This is a genomic window from Asanoa ishikariensis (assembly GCF_900107455.1).
Classification (GTDB): Bacteria; Actinomycetota; Actinomycetes; order Mycobacteriales; family Micromonosporaceae; genus Asanoa; species Asanoa ishikariensis.
Window position 1 is genome coordinate 1265463 of record NZ_FNQB01000002.1, and the last position, 16171, is coordinate 1281633.

At 70.4% G+C, this 16171-nt stretch carries 19 protein-coding genes; 10 read left to right on the plus strand and 9 right to left on the minus strand.

What is annotated here, in order from left to right:
* Window positions 1-46: 46 nt before the first annotated feature.
* The gene (locus BLV39_RS20220) at window positions 47-415 is read left to right on the plus strand and encodes a VOC family protein (protein WP_090794747.1); all 369 of its coding nucleotides are present in this window, start codon (window positions 47-49) and stop codon (window positions 413-415) included.
* 41 nt (window positions 416-456) lie between these two features.
* The gene (locus BLV39_RS20225) at window positions 457-1593 is read left to right on the plus strand and encodes a Fic family protein (RefSeq protein WP_090794748.1); all 1137 of its coding nucleotides are present in this window, start codon (window positions 457-459) and stop codon (window positions 1591-1593) included.
* A gap of 41 nt (window positions 1594-1634) precedes the next feature.
* On the opposite strand, the gene BLV39_RS20230 is transcribed toward BLV39_RS20225, so the two are convergent.
* Both BLV39_RS20230 and BLV39_RS20235 read right to left on the minus strand, forming a co-directional pair.
* Entirely contained in the window at window positions 1635-3245 is a 1611-nt protein-coding gene (locus tag BLV39_RS20230; RefSeq protein WP_176984991.1) for a M28 family peptidase, read from the minus strand.
* A gap of 112 nt (window positions 3246-3357) precedes the next feature.
* Window positions 3358-3786, minus strand: a complete 429-nt coding sequence (locus tag BLV39_RS20235; RefSeq protein ID WP_090794750.1) for a cupin domain-containing protein — start codon at window positions 3784-3786, stop codon at window positions 3358-3360.
* Window positions 3787-3844: 58 nt separating this feature from the next.
* Between BLV39_RS20235 and BLV39_RS20240 the strand changes: the two genes are divergently transcribed.
* The 4 genes from BLV39_RS20240 to BLV39_RS20255 all read left to right on the plus strand — a co-directional run bounded on the left by BLV39_RS20240 (window position 3845) and on the right by BLV39_RS20255 (window position 6379).
* Window positions 3845-4486, plus strand: coding sequence for a PadR family transcriptional regulator (locus tag BLV39_RS20240; protein ID WP_090794751.1), 642 nt, complete (start codon window positions 3845-3847; stop codon window positions 4484-4486).
* Window positions 4486-5145, plus strand: coding sequence for a class I SAM-dependent methyltransferase (locus BLV39_RS20245; protein ID WP_090794784.1), 660 nt, complete (start codon window positions 4486-4488; stop codon window positions 5143-5145). The genes BLV39_RS20240 and BLV39_RS20245 overlap by 1 nt, the downstream gene beginning before the upstream one ends.
* A 95-nt stretch (window positions 5146-5240) precedes the next feature.
* On the plus strand, window positions 5241-5822 hold the full coding sequence (locus BLV39_RS20250; RefSeq protein WP_090794786.1) for an HhH-GPD-type base excision DNA repair protein: 582 nt from the start codon (window positions 5241-5243) through the stop codon (window positions 5820-5822).
* Between the two features lie 311 nt (window positions 5823-6133).
* Complete coding sequence (locus tag BLV39_RS20255; RefSeq protein WP_089248483.1) at window positions 6134-6379, plus strand: DUF7455 domain-containing protein; 246 nt, start codon at window positions 6134-6136, stop codon at window positions 6377-6379.
* 172 nt (window positions 6380-6551) lie between these two features.
* On the opposite strand, the gene BLV39_RS20260 is transcribed toward BLV39_RS20255, so the two are convergent.
* The 3 genes from BLV39_RS20260 to BLV39_RS20270 all read right to left on the minus strand — a co-directional run bounded on the left by BLV39_RS20260 (window position 6552) and on the right by BLV39_RS20270 (window position 9732).
* Entirely contained in the window at window positions 6552-8240 is a 1689-nt protein-coding gene (locus BLV39_RS20260) for a DEAD/DEAH box helicase (protein WP_373315394.1), read from the minus strand.
* A 572-nt stretch (window positions 8241-8812) separates the two neighbouring features.
* Window positions 8813-9445, minus strand: a complete 633-nt coding sequence (locus BLV39_RS20265) for a trimeric intracellular cation channel family protein (RefSeq protein ID WP_090794795.1) — start codon at window positions 9443-9445, stop codon at window positions 8813-8815.
* 14 nt (window positions 9446-9459) lie between these two features.
* Window positions 9460-9732, minus strand: coding sequence for a DUF3039 domain-containing protein (locus BLV39_RS20270; protein WP_090794797.1), 273 nt, complete (start codon window positions 9730-9732; stop codon window positions 9460-9462).
* 58 nt (window positions 9733-9790) lie between these two features.
* Between BLV39_RS20270 and BLV39_RS20275 the strand changes: the two genes are divergently transcribed.
* A complete protein-coding gene (locus BLV39_RS20275) occupies window positions 9791-10690 on the plus strand; it encodes a pseudouridine-5'-phosphate glycosidase (protein WP_239083820.1) in 900 nt (299 codons plus the stop codon).
* The gene (locus BLV39_RS20280; protein WP_090794805.1) at window positions 10687-11604 is read left to right on the plus strand and encodes a carbohydrate kinase family protein; all 918 of its coding nucleotides are present in this window, start codon (window positions 10687-10689) and stop codon (window positions 11602-11604) included. The genes BLV39_RS20275 and BLV39_RS20280 overlap by 4 nt, the downstream gene beginning before the upstream one ends.
* Before the next feature lie 163 nt (window positions 11605-11767).
* Here the strand turns inward: BLV39_RS20280 and BLV39_RS20285 are convergent, their stop codons facing one another.
* Genes BLV39_RS20285 through BLV39_RS20295 form a run of 3 tightly spaced genes read right to left on the minus strand, consistent with a single transcriptional unit; the run spans window position 11768 to window position 13031 of the window.
* The gene (locus BLV39_RS20285) at window positions 11768-12427 is read right to left on the minus strand and encodes an NAD-dependent epimerase/dehydratase family protein (protein ID WP_090794808.1); all 660 of its coding nucleotides are present in this window, start codon (window positions 12425-12427) and stop codon (window positions 11768-11770) included.
* Window positions 12428-12432: 5 nt separating this feature from the next.
* Window positions 12433-12744 (minus strand): hypothetical protein, encoded by a 312-nt coding sequence (locus tag BLV39_RS20290; protein ID WP_090794813.1) that lies wholly within the window; start codon window positions 12742-12744, stop codon window positions 12433-12435.
* Between the two features lie 2 nt (window positions 12745-12746).
* The gene (locus BLV39_RS20295; protein ID WP_239083819.1) at window positions 12747-13031 is read right to left on the minus strand and encodes a hypothetical protein; all 285 of its coding nucleotides are present in this window, start codon (window positions 13029-13031) and stop codon (window positions 12747-12749) included.
* A 70-nt stretch (window positions 13032-13101) separates the two neighbouring features.
* Here BLV39_RS20295 and BLV39_RS20300 point away from each other — a divergent pair, with 70 nt between their 5' ends.
* Window positions 13102-13473, plus strand: coding sequence for a DUF3099 domain-containing protein (locus BLV39_RS20300; RefSeq protein WP_090794819.1), 372 nt, complete (start codon window positions 13102-13104; stop codon window positions 13471-13473).
* Between the two features lie 9 nt (window positions 13474-13482).
* Here the strand turns inward: BLV39_RS20300 and BLV39_RS20305 are convergent, their stop codons facing one another.
* Window positions 13483-15063, minus strand: coding sequence for an RNA polymerase sigma factor (locus tag BLV39_RS20305; protein ID WP_090794822.1), 1581 nt, complete (start codon window positions 15061-15063; stop codon window positions 13483-13485).
* 269 nt (window positions 15064-15332) lie between these two features.
* Here BLV39_RS20305 and BLV39_RS20310 point away from each other — a divergent pair, with 269 nt between their 5' ends.
* Window positions 15333-16154, plus strand: a complete 822-nt coding sequence (locus BLV39_RS20310) for an inositol monophosphatase family protein (RefSeq protein WP_090794824.1) — start codon at window positions 15333-15335, stop codon at window positions 16152-16154.
* Window positions 16155-16171: the final 17 nt, after the last annotated feature.

Below are 16171 nucleotides of genomic sequence, written 5' to 3' on the forward strand. Positions count from 1 at the left end.
CTCTCGCCACCCGGTGATCATGGTGCCCCGGTGTCACGCTGGCGGCATGGTGAGCCGCTTCGCGCAATGGACCCTGGACGTGCGCAACCCGACCCGAATGGCGGCGTTCTGGTCGGCCGCCCTCGGCTACGAGATCGACGCGGACGGCGAGCACCTGCGGCCGCCACGCGACGCCCCACCCGGCTCGCTGACCGTCTGGCTCCAACCGACGGCCGAGATCAAGCAGGACAAGAACCGCACGCACCCGGACCTGTACGCCCCAGCGGGTGACGTGTCCGGGGAGGTCGACCGCCTGCTCACCCTGGGAGCCATCCGCACGGACATCGGCCAGACGGGAGACGAGGGCTTCACAGTCCTGGCAGACCCGGAAGGCAACGAGTTCTGCCTGATCCACCACCCCTGGCACCGCACCTGAATCTGGTTGCTCCGATGCTACGATCGTCGTAGCATCAAGGCATGTTGTACGCCACTCCCGCGCTTGACCGCGATGACCAGCGGGTGCTCGCCGAGATCGACACCTTCTACACCGCGTTCGTCCAGTCGACCGGTGGTGCCAAGGCGGGCGAGTGGGTCGGCGGTGTCCGTAAGCGGCTGTTCGCCAACGCGATCCGCGGCTCCAACACCATCGAGGGCTATACCGTCTCGCCGAGCGCCGCCTCGGCGATCGTCGACCACGCGGCTGTCCCGGCCGACGTGCCAGAGGACACCCGGGAAGCTGTCCGCGGCTACCGCGACGCGCTCACCTGGGTCACCCAGACAGCAGACATGGACTCGTTCGCCTACAGCGAGGCCGTCCTGTCGGCGCTGCACTTCATGATGATGCGGTTCTGGCCAGGCCGGTCGCCCGGCCGCTATCGCACTCGCGGCATCGTCGTGACCGGCAGCGACCCGCTGGTCCCGGCGTACGTTGGTCCGGATGCCGACCAGATCCCATTGTTGATGGGCGAGTTGGTCGAGTGGCTCAACGGTGGCGACCTGTCGGCCCCGCTGCTTGTGCGGGCCGCGATGGCCCACCTCAACCTGGTACGGGTGCACTCTTGGCGTGACGGCAACGGCCGGATGTCCCGCTCCCTGCAAACCATGGTGATCGCACGCGGCGGTCGCCTGGCGCCGGAGTTCTGCTCGATCGAGGAGTGGCTCGGTTTCGAGATCAACACCCTCGACTACTACCGCGCCCTCAGGGAGACCGGCGGCACCTACGAGCCGGCCACCGACGTACACGGCTGGGTCCGGTTCTGCCTGCGTGCCCATCACTTGCAGGCACAGGTCGTCGACCGGCGGCTGAGCTACGGACGCGAGGTCTGGACCGCGCTTGCCGGCCTCGTGAGCGATGGCGGGTTCCACGAACGGTCGGTCGCCGCGCTCTACGCGTCCGCCACTGACCAACTGCGCCGCGAGGTGTACGCGACCGAGGAAGGACTGTCCCGCGACCAGTCCGTGCGCGATGTCCGCGCGCTGGAACGGGCCGGTCTGCTGACGCCGGTCGGCTACGGCGCGACCCTGGCGTACGAAGCCGCCGGCGCCGCACGGGAGATCGCAAACGAGGTCGCCGCCAGGTTGACCGCGCCGGCTCGGGAGCCGTACCCGAGCTGAAGGCCCCGTCCGACGTGGACGGGGCCCTCAGTCGGTTGGTGCTAGATCGAGCCTTCCTTGCCGATGTAGCTCGGACCCGCGCCGCGCGCTGTCGCTGCCGCCGTGCGGGCCGGGAGTGACGACGTGTCGAGGGCGAACGTGAGGACTGCCGTCGCGATGGCGTCGGAGTTCACGTCCAGGGCCTCGAGGTTGAGGTTGCCGAACATGTCGTACTGCCGGTCGAGTTCGCGGTACAGGGCCGCGTCCGCGCCGTTGCGCACCGGGAACAGGCTGTCGCACGGCTCGTGGTAGCACGGGTCGTACTGAGCGCCTTCCACGCCGCCGTAGTCGGCCACGTCCTGTGCCGTCTTCGGGACCTCCGCGCCGGTGAAGAGACCGCCGGACGGGATGCCGACGCCGGCCGCGATGAACGGGCCGTAGTCGGACCGGCCGCTGAAGTCGGCCGCCCGGGTGGGCAGGCCACGGTCGGCGAAGAAGTCCTGGAAGACCGCCTCGATCTCGGTCGATCCCGGCGGACCCGCGGGGGAGCCCTCGGCGGCCGAGTCGTCGCCGTCGTAGACGCCGAGGATGTAGTTCGGCGACGCGATCATGTCGAAGTTGAGGTAGAGGGCGATGTCGGCCCGCTGCTCGGGAGTCAGCGAGTTGACGTAGAACGTCGAGCCGATCAGGTTGGCCTCCTCGGCGCCCCACCAGGCGAACCTGGTCTTGTTGGGCGTCTTGGTCTTGGCCATTTGCAGCGCGACCTCCAGCAGCGCGGCCGAGCCGCTGCCGTTGTCGTTGATGCCGACGGTGTCGGGTTCCGCGTCGAGGTGCGCACCGGCCATGACGACGCTGCGCGCGTTGCCCTTCTTGGACTCGGCGATCACGTTCTCGGTCTGGCGTACCTCCGACGTGGTGTCGGCGGTGATCCGGACCGTCAGCCCGGCCGTGTTGGCGAAGGCCTCACCGGTCGCGTACGAGACACCGACCGACGGGATGCCGACCGGCGCGCCGAGCGTGCCCAGCAGCAGGTTGTAGCGGTCGATGTTGGCCACCGGGTCGCCGTTGCCCTGGTTCATCACGATGGCGCCGATCGCGCCGGCCGCCTCGGCGTTGATCACCTTGGTGCCGAACGGGCAGGTGCCGCGCTGCAACAGCGCGATCTTGCCCGCGACCAGGCCGCCCGCGAAGTCCTCGGCCTCGCAGCCCGACGTCGACGCCCGCGGCGGGGTCAGCGCCAGGTCGACGGGCACCACGAGCGCGGTCACGTCGCCCGCGCCGGAGTAGTCCATCAGGTCGTAGTCGGTGCCGCTCACGTACGTCGTCGGTGTCGGCGCCGTCTGGGCGAACGACGAGCCGAACTCTTCGAAGAAGTTGAACGGGAACGGTTGGCGGGTCACCTGGTAACCAGCCAGTCGCAGCAGCGTCGCCACGTAGTCGGCGCTGCGGTCATGGCCGGCCAGACCCGAGCCCCGGTTGCCGCCGCTCAGGCTGCCGATGGCCTGGAAGGCGATCTCGTGCCGGAGCACGCCGCCGACCGTGACCGCCTTGGTGAGCTTGCGGACGGAGTTGTTGTTTCCGGTGGCCTGTGCCGGGTTGGCCAATGCCAGGGCACCCACCAGGCTGGCCGCGCCTATCACAGCCAGGGTTTTGCGGACGGTGCGGAACACCACGATGTGAACTCTCCTCGCCGTTCGCCACGCCCGGCCTCCTTGCCCCCGTGCCGGGCGCCCCGACCATCGCATAGACGGGCGATGATCGACACGGACCGTTCGGTCGAGCGGATCACACCATTCTGAAATCGGCGAAGTCGAATCCGGGAGCTACTACGCAACTGACCAGGACCGGGTCATCGGTCGATGGCTTCGCTGACTGCCACACCCCACCGGGTACGCGCACCTGCGGCCGCGCCCCGCCGGCCAGGTCCGGGCCGAGCACCGTGGACTCCACGGTCGCCGCGGGCTCGTCGCCATCGCCGCCCAGGTGCAGGGCCAGCGGGCCGCCGGCGTGCCAGAGCCAGAGCTCGTCGGAGCGGACCACGTGCCAGGCGGACTCCTCGCCGGGGAACAGCGCGAAGTAGATGCCGGTGGCGGCCGATCGCGGGCCGGCGTACCCGGTGGGCGTGAAGGTGTGCGCGGACCGCCAGGTCTCGGCGAACCAGCCGCCCTCGGGGTGGGGCTGCAGGTCGAGCGCGGTGATCCAGGGATGCGTCATGCTTCCATATTATTTACTCGCGTGCGTATACTCGCATGCGAGTAAAGGAGCACCCGCCATGCCGCCACGCAAGATCTCCAACCTGCTCGCCCTCGCCGTCCTGGCCACGCTGATCGAGCGACCGATGCATCCCTACGAGATGGCGTCGCTGATGAAGGCCCGCGGCAAAGAGCAGGACATGGAGATCAAGTGGGGCTCGCTCTACCGGGTCGTCGAGAACCTGGTCAAGCACGGCTTCGTCGAGCCCGTGCAGAGCGAGCGGCAGGGTGGGCGGCCCGAGCGCACCGTCTATCGGATAACCGACGCCGGCCGCGCCGAGCTCGTCGACTGGACCCGGGATCTCGTCGCGGTCCCGGACCGCAAGCCCGGCCCGTTCACCGCGGGCCTGTCCGTGCTGGGCGTGCTGGCCCCGGACGACGTGGCCGTGCTGCTCGGCCGGCGGGCCGACCTTCTGGCCTCCGAGATCTCCGCGGCCGAGCGCGCACTGGCCGGCTACGAGATCCCTCGGCTGTTCCTGGTCGAAGGGGAGTACGAGCTGGCCATGCGCCGGGCCGAGCTGGCCTGGGTGCGCGCGTTCCGGGCCGAGCTCACGGACGGAACGCTGCCCGGCGTCGCCGACTGGCGCGCCTACCACGAAACCGGCGAGCCGCCGCCCGACATCGCGGAGCTGGCCGCCCGAGGCAAGGAGGAATCCCGGTGATGGAGACCAAGAGGCGCAAGCTGATCCCGGAGATGGAAGGGCCGATGGCCCGCTGGTACGCGAAGCAGCGCGGCTCCGAGCCCCCGTTGGCGGCGTGGCGCCGGCAGGCGGCCGACCTCGCCGCCGGCCTCGCGCCCGGCGCGGCCGTGCTGGAGGTCGCGCCCGGCCCCGGCTACCTGAGCATCGAGCTGGCCCGGCTCGGGTTCGCGGTGACCGGCCTGGACATCAGCCACACGTTCGTCGCGCTGGCCGCTTCCCGCGGCCGGGCCGAGGGTGTCGCGGTCGACTTCCGCCACGGCGACGTGGCCGACCTGCCGTTCCCGGACGACAGTTTCAACATGGTGGTGTGCCAGGCCGCGTTCAAGAACTTCAGCAGCCCGGTGACCGCTCTCGACCAGATCCACCGGGTGCTGCGCCCGGGCGGAGAGGCCGTGATCCTCGACATGAACCGCGGCGCGACCGACGACGACATCCGGGCCGACGTGTCCGGCATGCGGCTCAACACGTTCAACAGCTCGGTCACCCGGTTGACGCTCGGCTGGCTGCGCAGCCGCGCCTACACGGCCGCCGACTTCGAGCGGGTCGCCGCCGAGAGCGCGTTCCACGGCAGCGCCGCACACGCCGATGGGATGACCTTGGAAGTTCGCCTGACCAAATAGGCGTGCTTCGCGGATCAGGCCGGCAGCCGCCCTGGCGACGCCGCGTGGCCGGCCAGCCGTGGGCGGGTCCGACGAGATCGTGGGGGTGGGCCAAGATGGAACGCATGACGTTCTCGCTGCCCATCGCTCCGGAGGCCAACGCGCTGCTCGACCGCGACCCGTTGGCGCTGCTCGTCGGCATGGTGCTGGATCAACAGATTCCGCTGGAAAAGGCGTTTTCGTCCCCTTACGTGCTGACGCAGCGGTTGGGGCACGAGCCGACCGCGCAGGAGCTCGCCGAGTTCGATCCCGAGGAACTGTTGAAGATCTTCGCGACGCCGCCGGCGTTGCATCGGTTCCCCAAGGCGATGGCCGCCCGCACGCAGGAGGTCTGCCGCCAGATCGTGGCCCGCTACGACGGCGACACCGCGCGGCTGTGGAGTGAGGCGACCGACGGCCGGGAGTTGTTCCGGCGGGTCGCCGAGCTTCCCGGGTTCGGCCGGCAGAAGTCGCAGATCTTCGTGGCCCTGCTGGGCAAGCAGTACGGGGTGCGGCCGGAGGGTTGGCGCGCGGCGGCTGGGGCCTACGGCGACGAAGGATCCCACATGTCGGTCGCGGATATCGTTGACGAGGCGAGCCTGACCAAGGTGCGCGACTACAAGAAATCGGTGAAGGCGGCCGCGAAGTCTGTCGGGTAACCGCCGGATCCCTCGTTTGGGCGTGTCTGGCCGGTGCCACACAGGCGCTGTCAGGATACCGTGGCAAGGGCGCCTGACCCAACGCTGAGTCATCTTTTCGACACGTAGCGTCAATAGATCCACGTCAGAAGCGGGTTGTCCGACCGAGATCATTGACGCGGACCCCTTGGATGCCGGCACACTGTCATCAACCAAGGTGTGACCTGGGTCCCCCGGGGGCACAGTGGGAAGGCCGCAGCACCTAAGGGTGTTGCACGATAGGTGAGCAAAGACCGAAGAAGGATGTTCATCGGTGACGAAGGAGGAAGGCGATGACCCCCACTCTCACGCCGCCGCCTGGCACGGTGGTTCCCCCAGCAACCGATGAACGGTGCGATCGGTGCAACGCGGCCGGCAAGCTCCGCATCACGATGGCTGGCGGGGGCGAGCTCGTGTTCTGCGGGCACCACGCGAACAAGTACGCCGACGACCTGGTGAAGATCACCGTTCAGTTCGCGGCGGACCCGGACTTCGAGTGGCGCGGCGCCGACCTTATGGCGTCGAACTCGTCCAACTGATCCGACTCTTGGCTAGACCGGCCGGAACCCCTCAGGGGGCTCCGGCCGGTTCCGTCTCCCCACAAGCGCCGGTCGGAACCTCCCAGTTCCGGCCACCGCGGGTCGGAACCTCCCAGTTCCGGCCACCGCCGGCCAGGAACCTCCCAAGAGGGCCGGGCCGGCTCTTTCGTGCTCAGAGCGTCTGACAGGTGGCGATCCGCTCCTCGAGCTGCTCGATCGTGGCCTGTGCGCTGGGCGGACCCCCGCAGATTCGCCGCAGCTCCGCGTGGATCTTGCCGTGGGGTTGTCCGGTGCGGTGATGGTGCGCGGCGACCAGAGCGTTGAGCTGACGGCGCAGGACGACCCTTCGTTCGCCGGCCGACACCGGTGCCGGCGGCGCCGCGGTCATCCCCGCCACCCGTGCCCCACCGGCCCCGTCCGCCTGGGCGGTCGCCACCGACCGGCGCTTCTGCGCCGCGAGTTGGTCCGCCTGACGCTTGTTGAGCAGCGTGGCCACCTGGTCGGCCGTGAGTAGGCCGGGCAGGCCGAGGTATTCCTCCTCCTCGGGCGTGCCGGCCAGCGCGCCGGTGCCGAACGAGGCGCCGTCGAAGATCACCTGGTCCAGCTCGGCGGTCGCCGAGAGCATCTCGTGCCGCTTGAGTAGCTCGCCGCTGGCGTCCTCGGTCTGCTGCGCCTTCTCGAGCAGCGTGTCGTCGAGGCCGTCGTCCTCCTTGGGCGCACCGAGCACGTGGTTGCGCTCGGCCTCCATCTCGCTGGCCAGCCCGAGCAGGTGCGGCACGCTGGGCAGGAACACGCTGGCGGTCTCGCCGGGGCGGCGGGCGCGGACGAACCGGCCGATCGCCTGCGCGAAGTAGAGCGGGGTCGAAGCGCTGGTCGCGTAGACGCCGACGGACAGCCGCGGGATGTCGACACCCTCGGAGACCATCCGCACCGCGACCATCCACCGCTGGTCGGACGTCGCGAACGCGGCGATCCGGTCGGACGCGCCGGCGTCGTCGGAGAGCACCACGACCGCCTTCTCGCCGGTCACGCGCTCGATCAGCTTCGCGTACGACCGAGCGTTCTGCTGGTCGGTCGCGATCACCAGGCCGGCCGCATCGGGCATCCCGCCCGCACGCTTGACCTGGAGCCGGGCGTCAGCGGCCCGGAGCACCTGGACCATCCAGTCGCCGGTCGGGTCCAGCGCGGTGCGCCAGGCCTGCGCCACCAGGTCCTGCGTCATCGGCTCGCCGAGCCGGGCGGCCAGCTCGTCACCGGCGCTGGTGCGCCAGCGGGTCTCGCCCGAGTACGCCAGGAAGATCACGGGGCGCACGACACCGTCGCGCAGCGCGTCCGCGTAGCCGTAGACCGAGTCGGCCCGGGACCGCTGAAGCCCGTCGTCGCCCCGCTCGTAGTTGACGAAGGGGATCGGGTTGTCGTCGGAGCGGAACGGCGTGCCGGTCAGCATCAGCCGCCGGGTCGCGTTCTCGAACGAGGCCTTGACCCCGTCGCCCCAGGTCCGCGAGTCGCCAGCGTGGTGGATCTCGTCGAGGATGACGAACGTGCGCCGGGTCATGGTCCGCCGCCGGTGCACCTGAGGTGCCATGCCGACCTGGGCGTACGTCACCACAGCGCCGTGGAAGTCGGCCGACGAGTGCAGGTCGGCGTTGCGGAACGCGGCGTCGAGCTGGATGCCGACCCGGGCCGCCGCCTGCGCCCACTGCGTCTTGAGGTGCTCGGTCGGCGCGACCACGGTCACAGCGTCAACCGTGCCGGCAACGAGCAGTTCCGCGGCGATCCGCAGGGCGAACGTGGTCTTGCCGGCGCCCGGCGTCGCGACCGCCATGTAGTCCTCGGAGGGGCGCCGCAGATAGCCGACCATCGCCTTGCGCTGCCACGACCGCAGCGGCGGAAACGCCTCGAGCGACGGCTTCGCCACCAACCTTGTCGCCCCCCTCGTGTCACGAAAAACGCCCTCGCGGCGAGGCGAAGGCGGCTCTCAGCATAACCACGCGCGGACCGTGATCCCCAGCAGACACAAGGGTGATGCTTCTCTTGCCCTGAGCCGATCAACCCGCGATCAAACCCGATCAAATCTGTCTACTCGGGTCCGCGGTGGTCCGGACCGTTCCTCCCGCGAGAGACCGCTCCGCTTCGCTCCGCTGCCAGATCCGCGGTGGGTGCAGCAACGATCAGACCCCTTCACGGCCGCAACGCGCGCCGTCGCGCGCTGCCTCCGCGGGGGACAGCCCAGGCGGTTAGTAAGCGCTCACCAGCCATGTGGATGGGTGAGCGCTTACTAACCGCGCGGGTGGTGGGCGCTCATTAACCGCGCGGGTGGTGGGCGCTCACTAACCGCGCGGGTGGTGGGCGCTCACTAACCGCGCGGGTGGTGGGCGCTTACTAACCGGGTTGGATGGGTGAGCGCTTACTAACCGCGCAGATGGCCGGCGCTCACGCGGGGAGGTCGTGGCGTTCGTCTGGTCTCGGGGCGGCGTTCCAGTTGCGGCGCAGTGCGACCAGTCGGATCGCGAAGACCAGCACGCCCGCGCCGACCATCGGCCAGCCGGTCAGGCCCGCGCGGTGCAGGGCCATTACGAGGACCGCGCCCGCCAGTGCGGCGACCGCGTAGATCTCCCGGCGCAGGACGATCGGGATCTCGCCCAGCAGTAGGTCCCGGGCGACGCCGCCGCCGATCGCGGCGATCATGCCGAGCAGGCAGGCGCCGACCGGTGGTACCCCGGCGCGCAGGGCGACCAGGGTGCCGGTGACGGTGAACAGCGCCAGCCCGGCCGCGTCGAGGACGACCACGACGCGGCGAAGCCGGGCGAGGTGTGGGTGGAAGAAGAAGACCGCGACCGCTGTGAGAGCTGCCACAACCGCGTAGCGCCAGTCGTCGAAGGCCAGGGGAGGCGCTTGGTTGACGACGAGGTCACGGACGATGCCGCCGCCGAGAGCCGCCACAAACCCGACAAAGCACACACCGAACAGGTCCAGGCGCTTGACCACTGCGGCGGATGCGCCGGATGCGGCGAAGACGGCGACACCGAGGAGATCGGCGAACAGGAGTGCGGCGGTGGCTGACACCGCCGAACTCTAGATCACGCCTCGGGCTTGGGGTCCTTGTCGTAGAACCGGTGGTCGTCTTCGAAGATCTCTTTGCACTCGGGGCAGACGGGGAAGCGGCTCGGGTCACGCGAGGGGACCCAGACCTTGCCACACAGTGCCTTGATCGGGGTGCCGAGGATCATGGCCTCGGTGATCTTGTCACGGTCGGCGTAGTGCGAGAACCGCTCGTGGTCGCCCTGCTCGAACGGCACCTCAACGGGACGCTCGAGAATCGTGCCGCTGGTTTCGGGGCTAGGACTGGTCACCAATCAAGTCTGCCAGGTAGGTGCGGTTGTCGCACCTGGCCACCCGTACGGTGACAACGTGAACGACTTGGTATTAGCGCCGGAAGTGGCGGAAGCGCTCGCCGCTGGAAACCCCGTGGTCGCGCTGGAGAGCACGATCATCGCGCATGGGCTGCCCCGCCCCGAGAACCTCAAGGTCGCCCGCGAGATCGAGGCGACGGTACGGGCGGCCGGCGCGGTCCCGGCGACCATCGCGGTGCTCGGCGGCCGCGTGCACGTCGGCCTCGACAACGGCCAGCTGACCCGGCTCGCGGAGGCCGACGGGGTGGCCAAGCTGTCAGCGCGGGACCTCGCCGTGGCCGCCGCGAAGGGCGTCGACGGCGCCACCACGGTCGCCGCGACCAGCGCGGTGGCGGCGGCGGCCGGCATCCGGGTGTTCGCCACGGGCGGGCTCGGCGGCGTGCACCGCGACGCGCCCTACGACGAGTCGGCCGACCTGGTCACGCTGGCCCGTACACCGATCGCCGTGGTCTGTGCCGGGGTCAAGTCCATCCTCGACGTCGGCGCCACGCTGGAACGCCTGGAGACCCTTGGCGTCGCGGTCGCCGGCTACCGCACGCTGCGCTTCCCCGGGTTCTACCTGACCGACAGCGGCTTCCCGGTGGACTGGTCGCTGGACTCGCCCGAGGAGGCCGCCCGCGCGGTCACCGCCCGGGCCGCCCAGGGCGTGCACAAGGGCGCGCTGGTGCTGGCCAACCCGCTGCCCGTGGACGAGCAGCTCGACCCGGCCCTGCACGACCGCACGCTGGTCGAAGGGTTGGCCGCGCTGGAGGAGCAGGGGGTGACCGGCAAGGCGGTCACGCCGTTCCTGCTGGGCTGGTTCCACGAGCACACCGGCGGGGCCAGCCTGGAGGTCAACGTCCGGATCATCCTGCGCAACGCCGACCTGGCCGCCCGGATCGCCGCCGCGGCCGCATGAGAAAAGGGCCCGTCCGGGTCGCCGTGGCCGGCGACGCTGTCACCGACGTGGTCGCCGTGCTGGCCGGCCCGCCCGTGCCGGACACCGACACCGCGGCCGCGATCCGGTTCACCGGAGGCGGGCAGGCGGCCAACACCGCGGCCTGGCTGGCCTGGCACGGCGTGCCGGTCACGCTGCTCGCGACCGTCGGCGCTGACGAGGCGGGCGCGGCCCGGCTGGCCGAGCTACGTGCGGCCGGCGTGGACTGCCCGCTGCCGCCGCGCAGGGACGCACCGACCGGCACGGTGATCGTGCTCGCCGAGGGCGGGCGGCGGACCATGATCACGGATCGCGGCGCCAGCCTGCTGCTCGACCCGGACGAGGTGGCGCTGGCACTGGCCGCGGCGGGTGCGGGCCACCTGCACCTGTCGGGCTACCCGCTGCTCGACGACCGGTCCCGCCCGGCCGGGCTGCGCGCGCTCGCGACGGCCCGCGACCTCGGGCTGACGATCAGCGTCGACGCGGCGTCCGCGGCCCCGCTGCGGCAGGTCGGCGGTCCGGCGTTCCGCTCCTGGGTACGCGGCGTCGACCTACTGCTGGCCAACGCCGACGAAGCGGCGGTGCTGGCGGAGGACAGCGGCGCGGACCCGGTCGACCAGGCGCGCGCCCTCGCGGCCGACCTGAGCGCGGCGGTGGTGGTCAAGCTCGGCGGCGCGGGTGCGGTCTGGGCGGACCCGGACGGCACGGTGGCGACGGCGCCGGCTGTGACCGCTCTGGTGGTCGACCCGACCGGAGCCGGCGACGCGTTCGCCGCCGGCCTGCTGGCGACCCTGTTGGCGGGCGGCGACCCGGAGTCCTGCCTGAAAGCCGCAGCCGCGGCGGGTGCCCGCGCTGTGGTCGCGGTGGGCGCACGCCCTGTTGGGTCTTCTGTTTGAGGGTCAGACGCGAAGGCATGCGCACCCGCTCTCATCGAGGTCAGTAAGCGCTCACTAGCCCGTGGGGTGGTGAGCGCTTACTAACCGGTCGGGCAGTGAGCGCTCACTAACCAATCGGACGGACCGCGGCGGGTGCCCGCCCCAGGACGGCGCCGGACGGCGCCTAGGCGCGGGCCAGCGCGGCGATGTCAGGGTTGTTGAGGATGTGCTTGGGTGCGCCGGCGCGGGCCACCGCCAGCATCGCCAGGCCGATCTCCTCGGTCGTGACCACCTGGTTCGGCGCGAAGCGCCGATACAGCGGGATCAGGAAGCCGCCGACGGTCAGCATGATGCGGTAGGCCCGGCCCGACGGGCGGATGCCGTGCAGCGGCTCGATGAAGCCCGGCCGGAACATGTAGCCCTTGGGAAAGCGTTCCAACAGCTCGCGCTCGGTGCGGCCCTTGACCTGGGCCCAGCGCTGCCGGGACGTCTCCGAGGTGCCGGCACCGGAGACGTAGACGAAGGTCGGGTCAGGGGAGTGCGCGGCCAGCGCGTCGGCGACACCCATCGTCAGGTCATGGGTCAGCCGGAAGTACGTCTCGGCGCTCATCCCGACCGACGACACGCCCAGGCAGAAGAAGCAGGCGTCGATGTCGGCCAGCGCGTCCGAAGCGCCGTCGAGGTCGAAGAGGTCCGTCACGACGATGGAGCGGAGCTTCGGGTGGTCGGTGTTCAGTGGGGAGCGGCCCAGCGAGACCACTTCGGACACGTCCGGAGCGAGCAGGCACTCGCGCAGCACCCCTTGGCCGACCATGCCGGTCGTGCCGGTGAGCAGGACGCGCATGGCGGTCAGGCCGCGTTGTTGCGGGGCAGGGTGGCCAGCGCGCGGCGCAGGTCGGCCAGCGACACCGTCGCCGAGTCGTCGAGGTCGGCCAGGCCGGCCTCGATCCACTGGCGCATCAGCGTGGTGACGCCGATGCCGCGTGCGTCGGCCGCGGCCCGGACCCGTTCGTACGTGTGCAGCGGCAGTCGCACCGACCGGCTGACCATCGGTTGCTCGGTGTCGGGCACCGGCAGGTCAGCGGGTGTGCCCTCGCTGATCAGGTCGGCGAAGTCGTCGCCGCCTTCGTGGAACCGCTTGATGGCCTGGTCTCTGTCCACGGCTATCGCCTCCACCCGCGAAGCACCTCTTCGTAGCGTTTCACTTCGCTGTCGCTCATGTCGCGCGCCGAGAGGATGTCGAAGTCGTGATCGTCGTGGGCCGGCTCGGCGAGCAGGACCACGAGCCGCCGGCCGCGCCGGCTGACGGCGTAGACCACGGTGAGCTCGCCGAGGTGCCGGATGACCCGCCGGGAACCGTGCAGGGCCTCCCAGACCTCGCCGGGCGTCACGTCGTAGACCGCGAGATTGCTCAACGCGTCGTCGGTGAAGCTGTACCGGCGGCCCACACCAGGAAAGTACCACGCACGTAACACGGACCGTGCCGTCGTGCTCACCTCCGCCTGGTGAAAGGATGGGATGGTGAAGCGTTCGGCGGATCGACCCGTTCTGATCACCGACGCCGCGCGCAGCCAGGACGACCAGTTGCGGAGCAGGACTCGCCGCTACGTGCTGATGATGTTGATCCGGGCCGTGTGCGTGGTGGCCTTCGCCGTGCTCATCACGACCCGCCCACCACTGCTGTGGCTCTGGCTCGTGCTCTGTGGCGCCGGCGCGGTGGTGATCCCGTGGTTGGCCGTCATCCTGGCCAACGATCGCCCGCCGAAGGAAAAATATCGGCACCTGCACAAGAACAAGGGTGCCGACAAGAGCGGGCCGCCGAGCCTGCCGACTCAGCCGATGCCGGATGGTTCGGCGCCGCCGCACAAGACAATCGACGCCGAACCGTAACCTGACCGATCAGTCGAGGTAGTCGCGCAGCACCTGGGACCGCGACGGGTGGCGCAGCTTCGACATGGTCTTGGACTCGATCTGGCGGATCCGCTCGCGGGTCACGCCGTAGACCTGGCCGATCTCGTCGAGCGTGCGCGGCTGGCCGTCGGTCAGGCCGAACCGCAGCCGGACCACGCCGGCCTCGCGCTCGGAGAGCGTCTGCAGCACCTGCTGGAGCTGGTCCTGGAGCAGCGAGAACGAGACCGCGTCGACGGCCACGACGGCCTCGGAGTCTTCGATGAAGTCACCGAGCTGGCTGTCGCCCTCGTCGCCGATGGTCTGGTCGAGCGAGATCGGCTCCCGTGCGTACTGCTGGATCTCGAGGACCTTCTCCGGCGTGATGTCCATTTCCTTGGCGAGCTCTTCGGGGGTGGGCTCGCGGCCCAGGTCCTGGAGCAGCTCACGCTGGATGCGGCCGAGCTTGTTGATGACCTCGACCATGTGCACCGGGATGCGGATGGTGCGCGCCTGGTCGGCCATGGCCCGGGTGATCGCCTGCCGGATCCACCACGTCGCGTACGTCGAGAACTTGTAGCCCTTGGTGTAGTCGAACTTCTCGACGGCGCGGATCAGACCCAGGTTGCCTTCCTGGATCAGGTCGAGGAAGGCCATGCCGCGGCCGGTGTAGCGCTTGGCCAGCGAGACGACCAGCCGGAGGTTGGCCTCCAGCAGGTGGTTCTTGGCGCGCTCGCCGTCGCGGGAGATCCAGCCCAGATCGCGGTGCATCTGGATGGGCAGCTTCTCGTCGCGCTCGTCGGCGGCCCGCAACTGCTCGGAGGCGTAGAGGCCGGCCTCGATCCGCTTGGCGAGCTCGACCTCCTGCTCGGCGTTGAGCAGCGGGACCTTGCCGATCTGCTTGAGGTAGGCGCGGACGGAGTCGGCCGAAGCGGTCAGCTCCGCGTCGCGGCGCGCCTGCTTGAGCGCCTCGGACTCTTCGTCGTCCCACTCGAAGTCGTTGTCGGTCGCGACCGAGGCGGCGTCGGTGGCGGCGGCGCGGGCCAGCTCGACCGGCTCCTCGACCACCACGTCCTCGATCTCGGCGGCGAGTGCCTCGGGATCGATCTCTTCGCCGTCGGGGCCCTCACCGGGCTCAGCGGCACCTGGCTCACCCGGCTTGCCGGGTGCCTTGGTCGCCTTCACCGCGGTCTTGGCGCGGGTCGCCTTGGCCGGGGCGCCCGGCCGGGCCGCGCCCGCTGCCACAGGGGTGCCGTTGGCCCCAGGCGCCTCGTCGGCGGCCGGTGCCTGCTTGGGGGGTGCGGCCTTCTTGGCCGCGGTGGCCTTCGCCGTGGTCGCCCGCGAGGCCGGCGTGGTCGAGCGTGCCGCTGTGACCTTGCGCCGGGTGCTCGCCGAGCCGTCGACCACCACGGTGATGCCGGCATCGACGATCGCGCGGATGATCTTCTTGGCCTGGGCCGGGGTCACATCGGCCGACTCGACCGTGCGCTGGACCTCCGCAGACGTGATGTGGCCGCCTCCGCGCTGGGCGTGGGCGATCAAAATCTCGGTGATCGAGCGTACGTCTGCGCCGGTTTGGCGTGGCTCTGTCACGAATGACCTTCCGGAGGCGATCGAGCGGGCATAGCCGGCAAAAAACCAGCGATGCGGTGGGCCAGGTTTCAAAGGTAGTGGGCCCCCGAGCCACGAACCGGCCTGCGCGGGAAGTTCGTGACAGGTGGGCAGGCGTGAATTGTAACGCCGTCGGCGGCGAAACATCGCGCGGCGCACGCCGCCTGACGGCCTGGCCGCTCGTGGCGGCTGCCGGAGGGAAGCAAACGATGGACTTTGTCAGAATCGTAACCGGAGAGAAGGGGGACCAAATGACCGACACGACGCCGGATTTTGGGGCTCAGCCGGCAGAGCTCTTGGCCATCGCCGTGACCGTTGCCCGCGAGGCCGCCGACACGGCCCGCAGCATGCGAGCGGAGGGCGTCTCCGGTGTCACGACGAAGTCGACCGACACCGACGTCGTCACCGCCGCGGACCGTGCGGTGGAGCGTCAGGTGGTCGCCGCGCTGGGCGCGCTGCGGCCCGGCGACACGGTCCTGGGCGAGGAGTACGGAGGAACCGACGGTGACGGGGCGGTCCGCTGGGTGGTGGACCCCATCGACGGGACGGTCAACTACCTTTACGGGCTCCCGCAGTACGCCGTCTCGCTGGCCGCCGAGGTCGACGGGGTGGCGGTGGCCGCCGTGGTGCGCAACGCGGCGACCGGGGACGAGTGGACCGCCACCCTGGGCGGCGGCGCGTTCCGCGGAAAGAAGCGGCTGAGCGCCTCGGTGCAGACCGAGCTCGGGCAGGCGCTGGTGGCCACCGGCTTCGGCTACGACGCGAAACGCCGTGCCCACCAGGCAGAAGTGCTCACCCGGCTGATCACCCGGGTGCGCGACATTCGCCGGTTCGGCGCGGCGTCGCTCGACCTCTGCCTGGCGGCCGAGGGCGGCGTCGACGCGTACTTCGAGAAGGGGCTCAACCCCTGGGACCACGCGGCCGGCGGCCTGATCGCGGCCGAGGCGGGGCTGCTGGTCGGCGGCCTGAACGGCCGACCGGCAGGCCCCGACATGCTCGTCGCGGCACCGCCGGCCATCTTCGGCCCGCTGGCCGAGCTCCTTGCCGAGTTCGACGCCGCGGGCGGCCCGTAGGCGACCCGCGGCGACGG

Coding starts and splice junctions, on each gene's coding strand:
- BLV39_RS20310 (WP_090794824.1), top strand. CDS start 15,333: ATGACCGACACGACGCCGGATTTTGGGGCTCAGCCGGCAGAGCTCTTG.
- BLV39_RS20235 (WP_090794750.1), bottom strand. CDS start 3,786: ATGACGCATCCCTGGATCACCGCGCTCGACCTGCAGCCCCACCCCGAG.
- BLV39_RS20245 (WP_090794784.1), top strand. CDS start 4,486: ATGGAGACCAAGAGGCGCAAGCTGATCCCGGAGATGGAAGGGCCGATG.
- BLV39_RS20260 (WP_373315394.1), bottom strand. CDS start 8,240: ATGGTCGGCTATCTGCGGCGCCCCTCCGAGGACTACATGGCGGTCGCG.
- BLV39_RS20280 (WP_090794805.1), top strand. CDS start 10,687: ATGAGAAAAGGGCCCGTCCGGGTCGCCGTGGCCGGCGACGCTGTCACC.
- BLV39_RS20225 (WP_090794748.1), top strand. CDS start 457: ATGTTGTACGCCACTCCCGCGCTTGACCGCGATGACCAGCGGGTGCTC.
- BLV39_RS20220 (WP_090794747.1), top strand. CDS start 47: ATGGTGAGCCGCTTCGCGCAATGGACCCTGGACGTGCGCAACCCGACC.
- BLV39_RS20250 (WP_090794786.1), top strand. CDS start 5,241: ATGGAACGCATGACGTTCTCGCTGCCCATCGCTCCGGAGGCCAACGCG.
- BLV39_RS20240 (WP_090794751.1), top strand. CDS start 3,845: ATGCCGCCACGCAAGATCTCCAACCTGCTCGCCCTCGCCGTCCTGGCC.
- BLV39_RS20300 (WP_090794819.1), top strand. CDS start 13,102: ATGGTGAAGCGTTCGGCGGATCGACCCGTTCTGATCACCGACGCCGCG.
- BLV39_RS20255 (WP_089248483.1), top strand. CDS start 6,134: ATGACCCCCACTCTCACGCCGCCGCCTGGCACGGTGGTTCCCCCAGCA.
- BLV39_RS20285 (WP_090794808.1), bottom strand. CDS start 12,427: ATGCGCGTCCTGCTCACCGGCACGACCGGCATGGTCGGCCAAGGGGTG.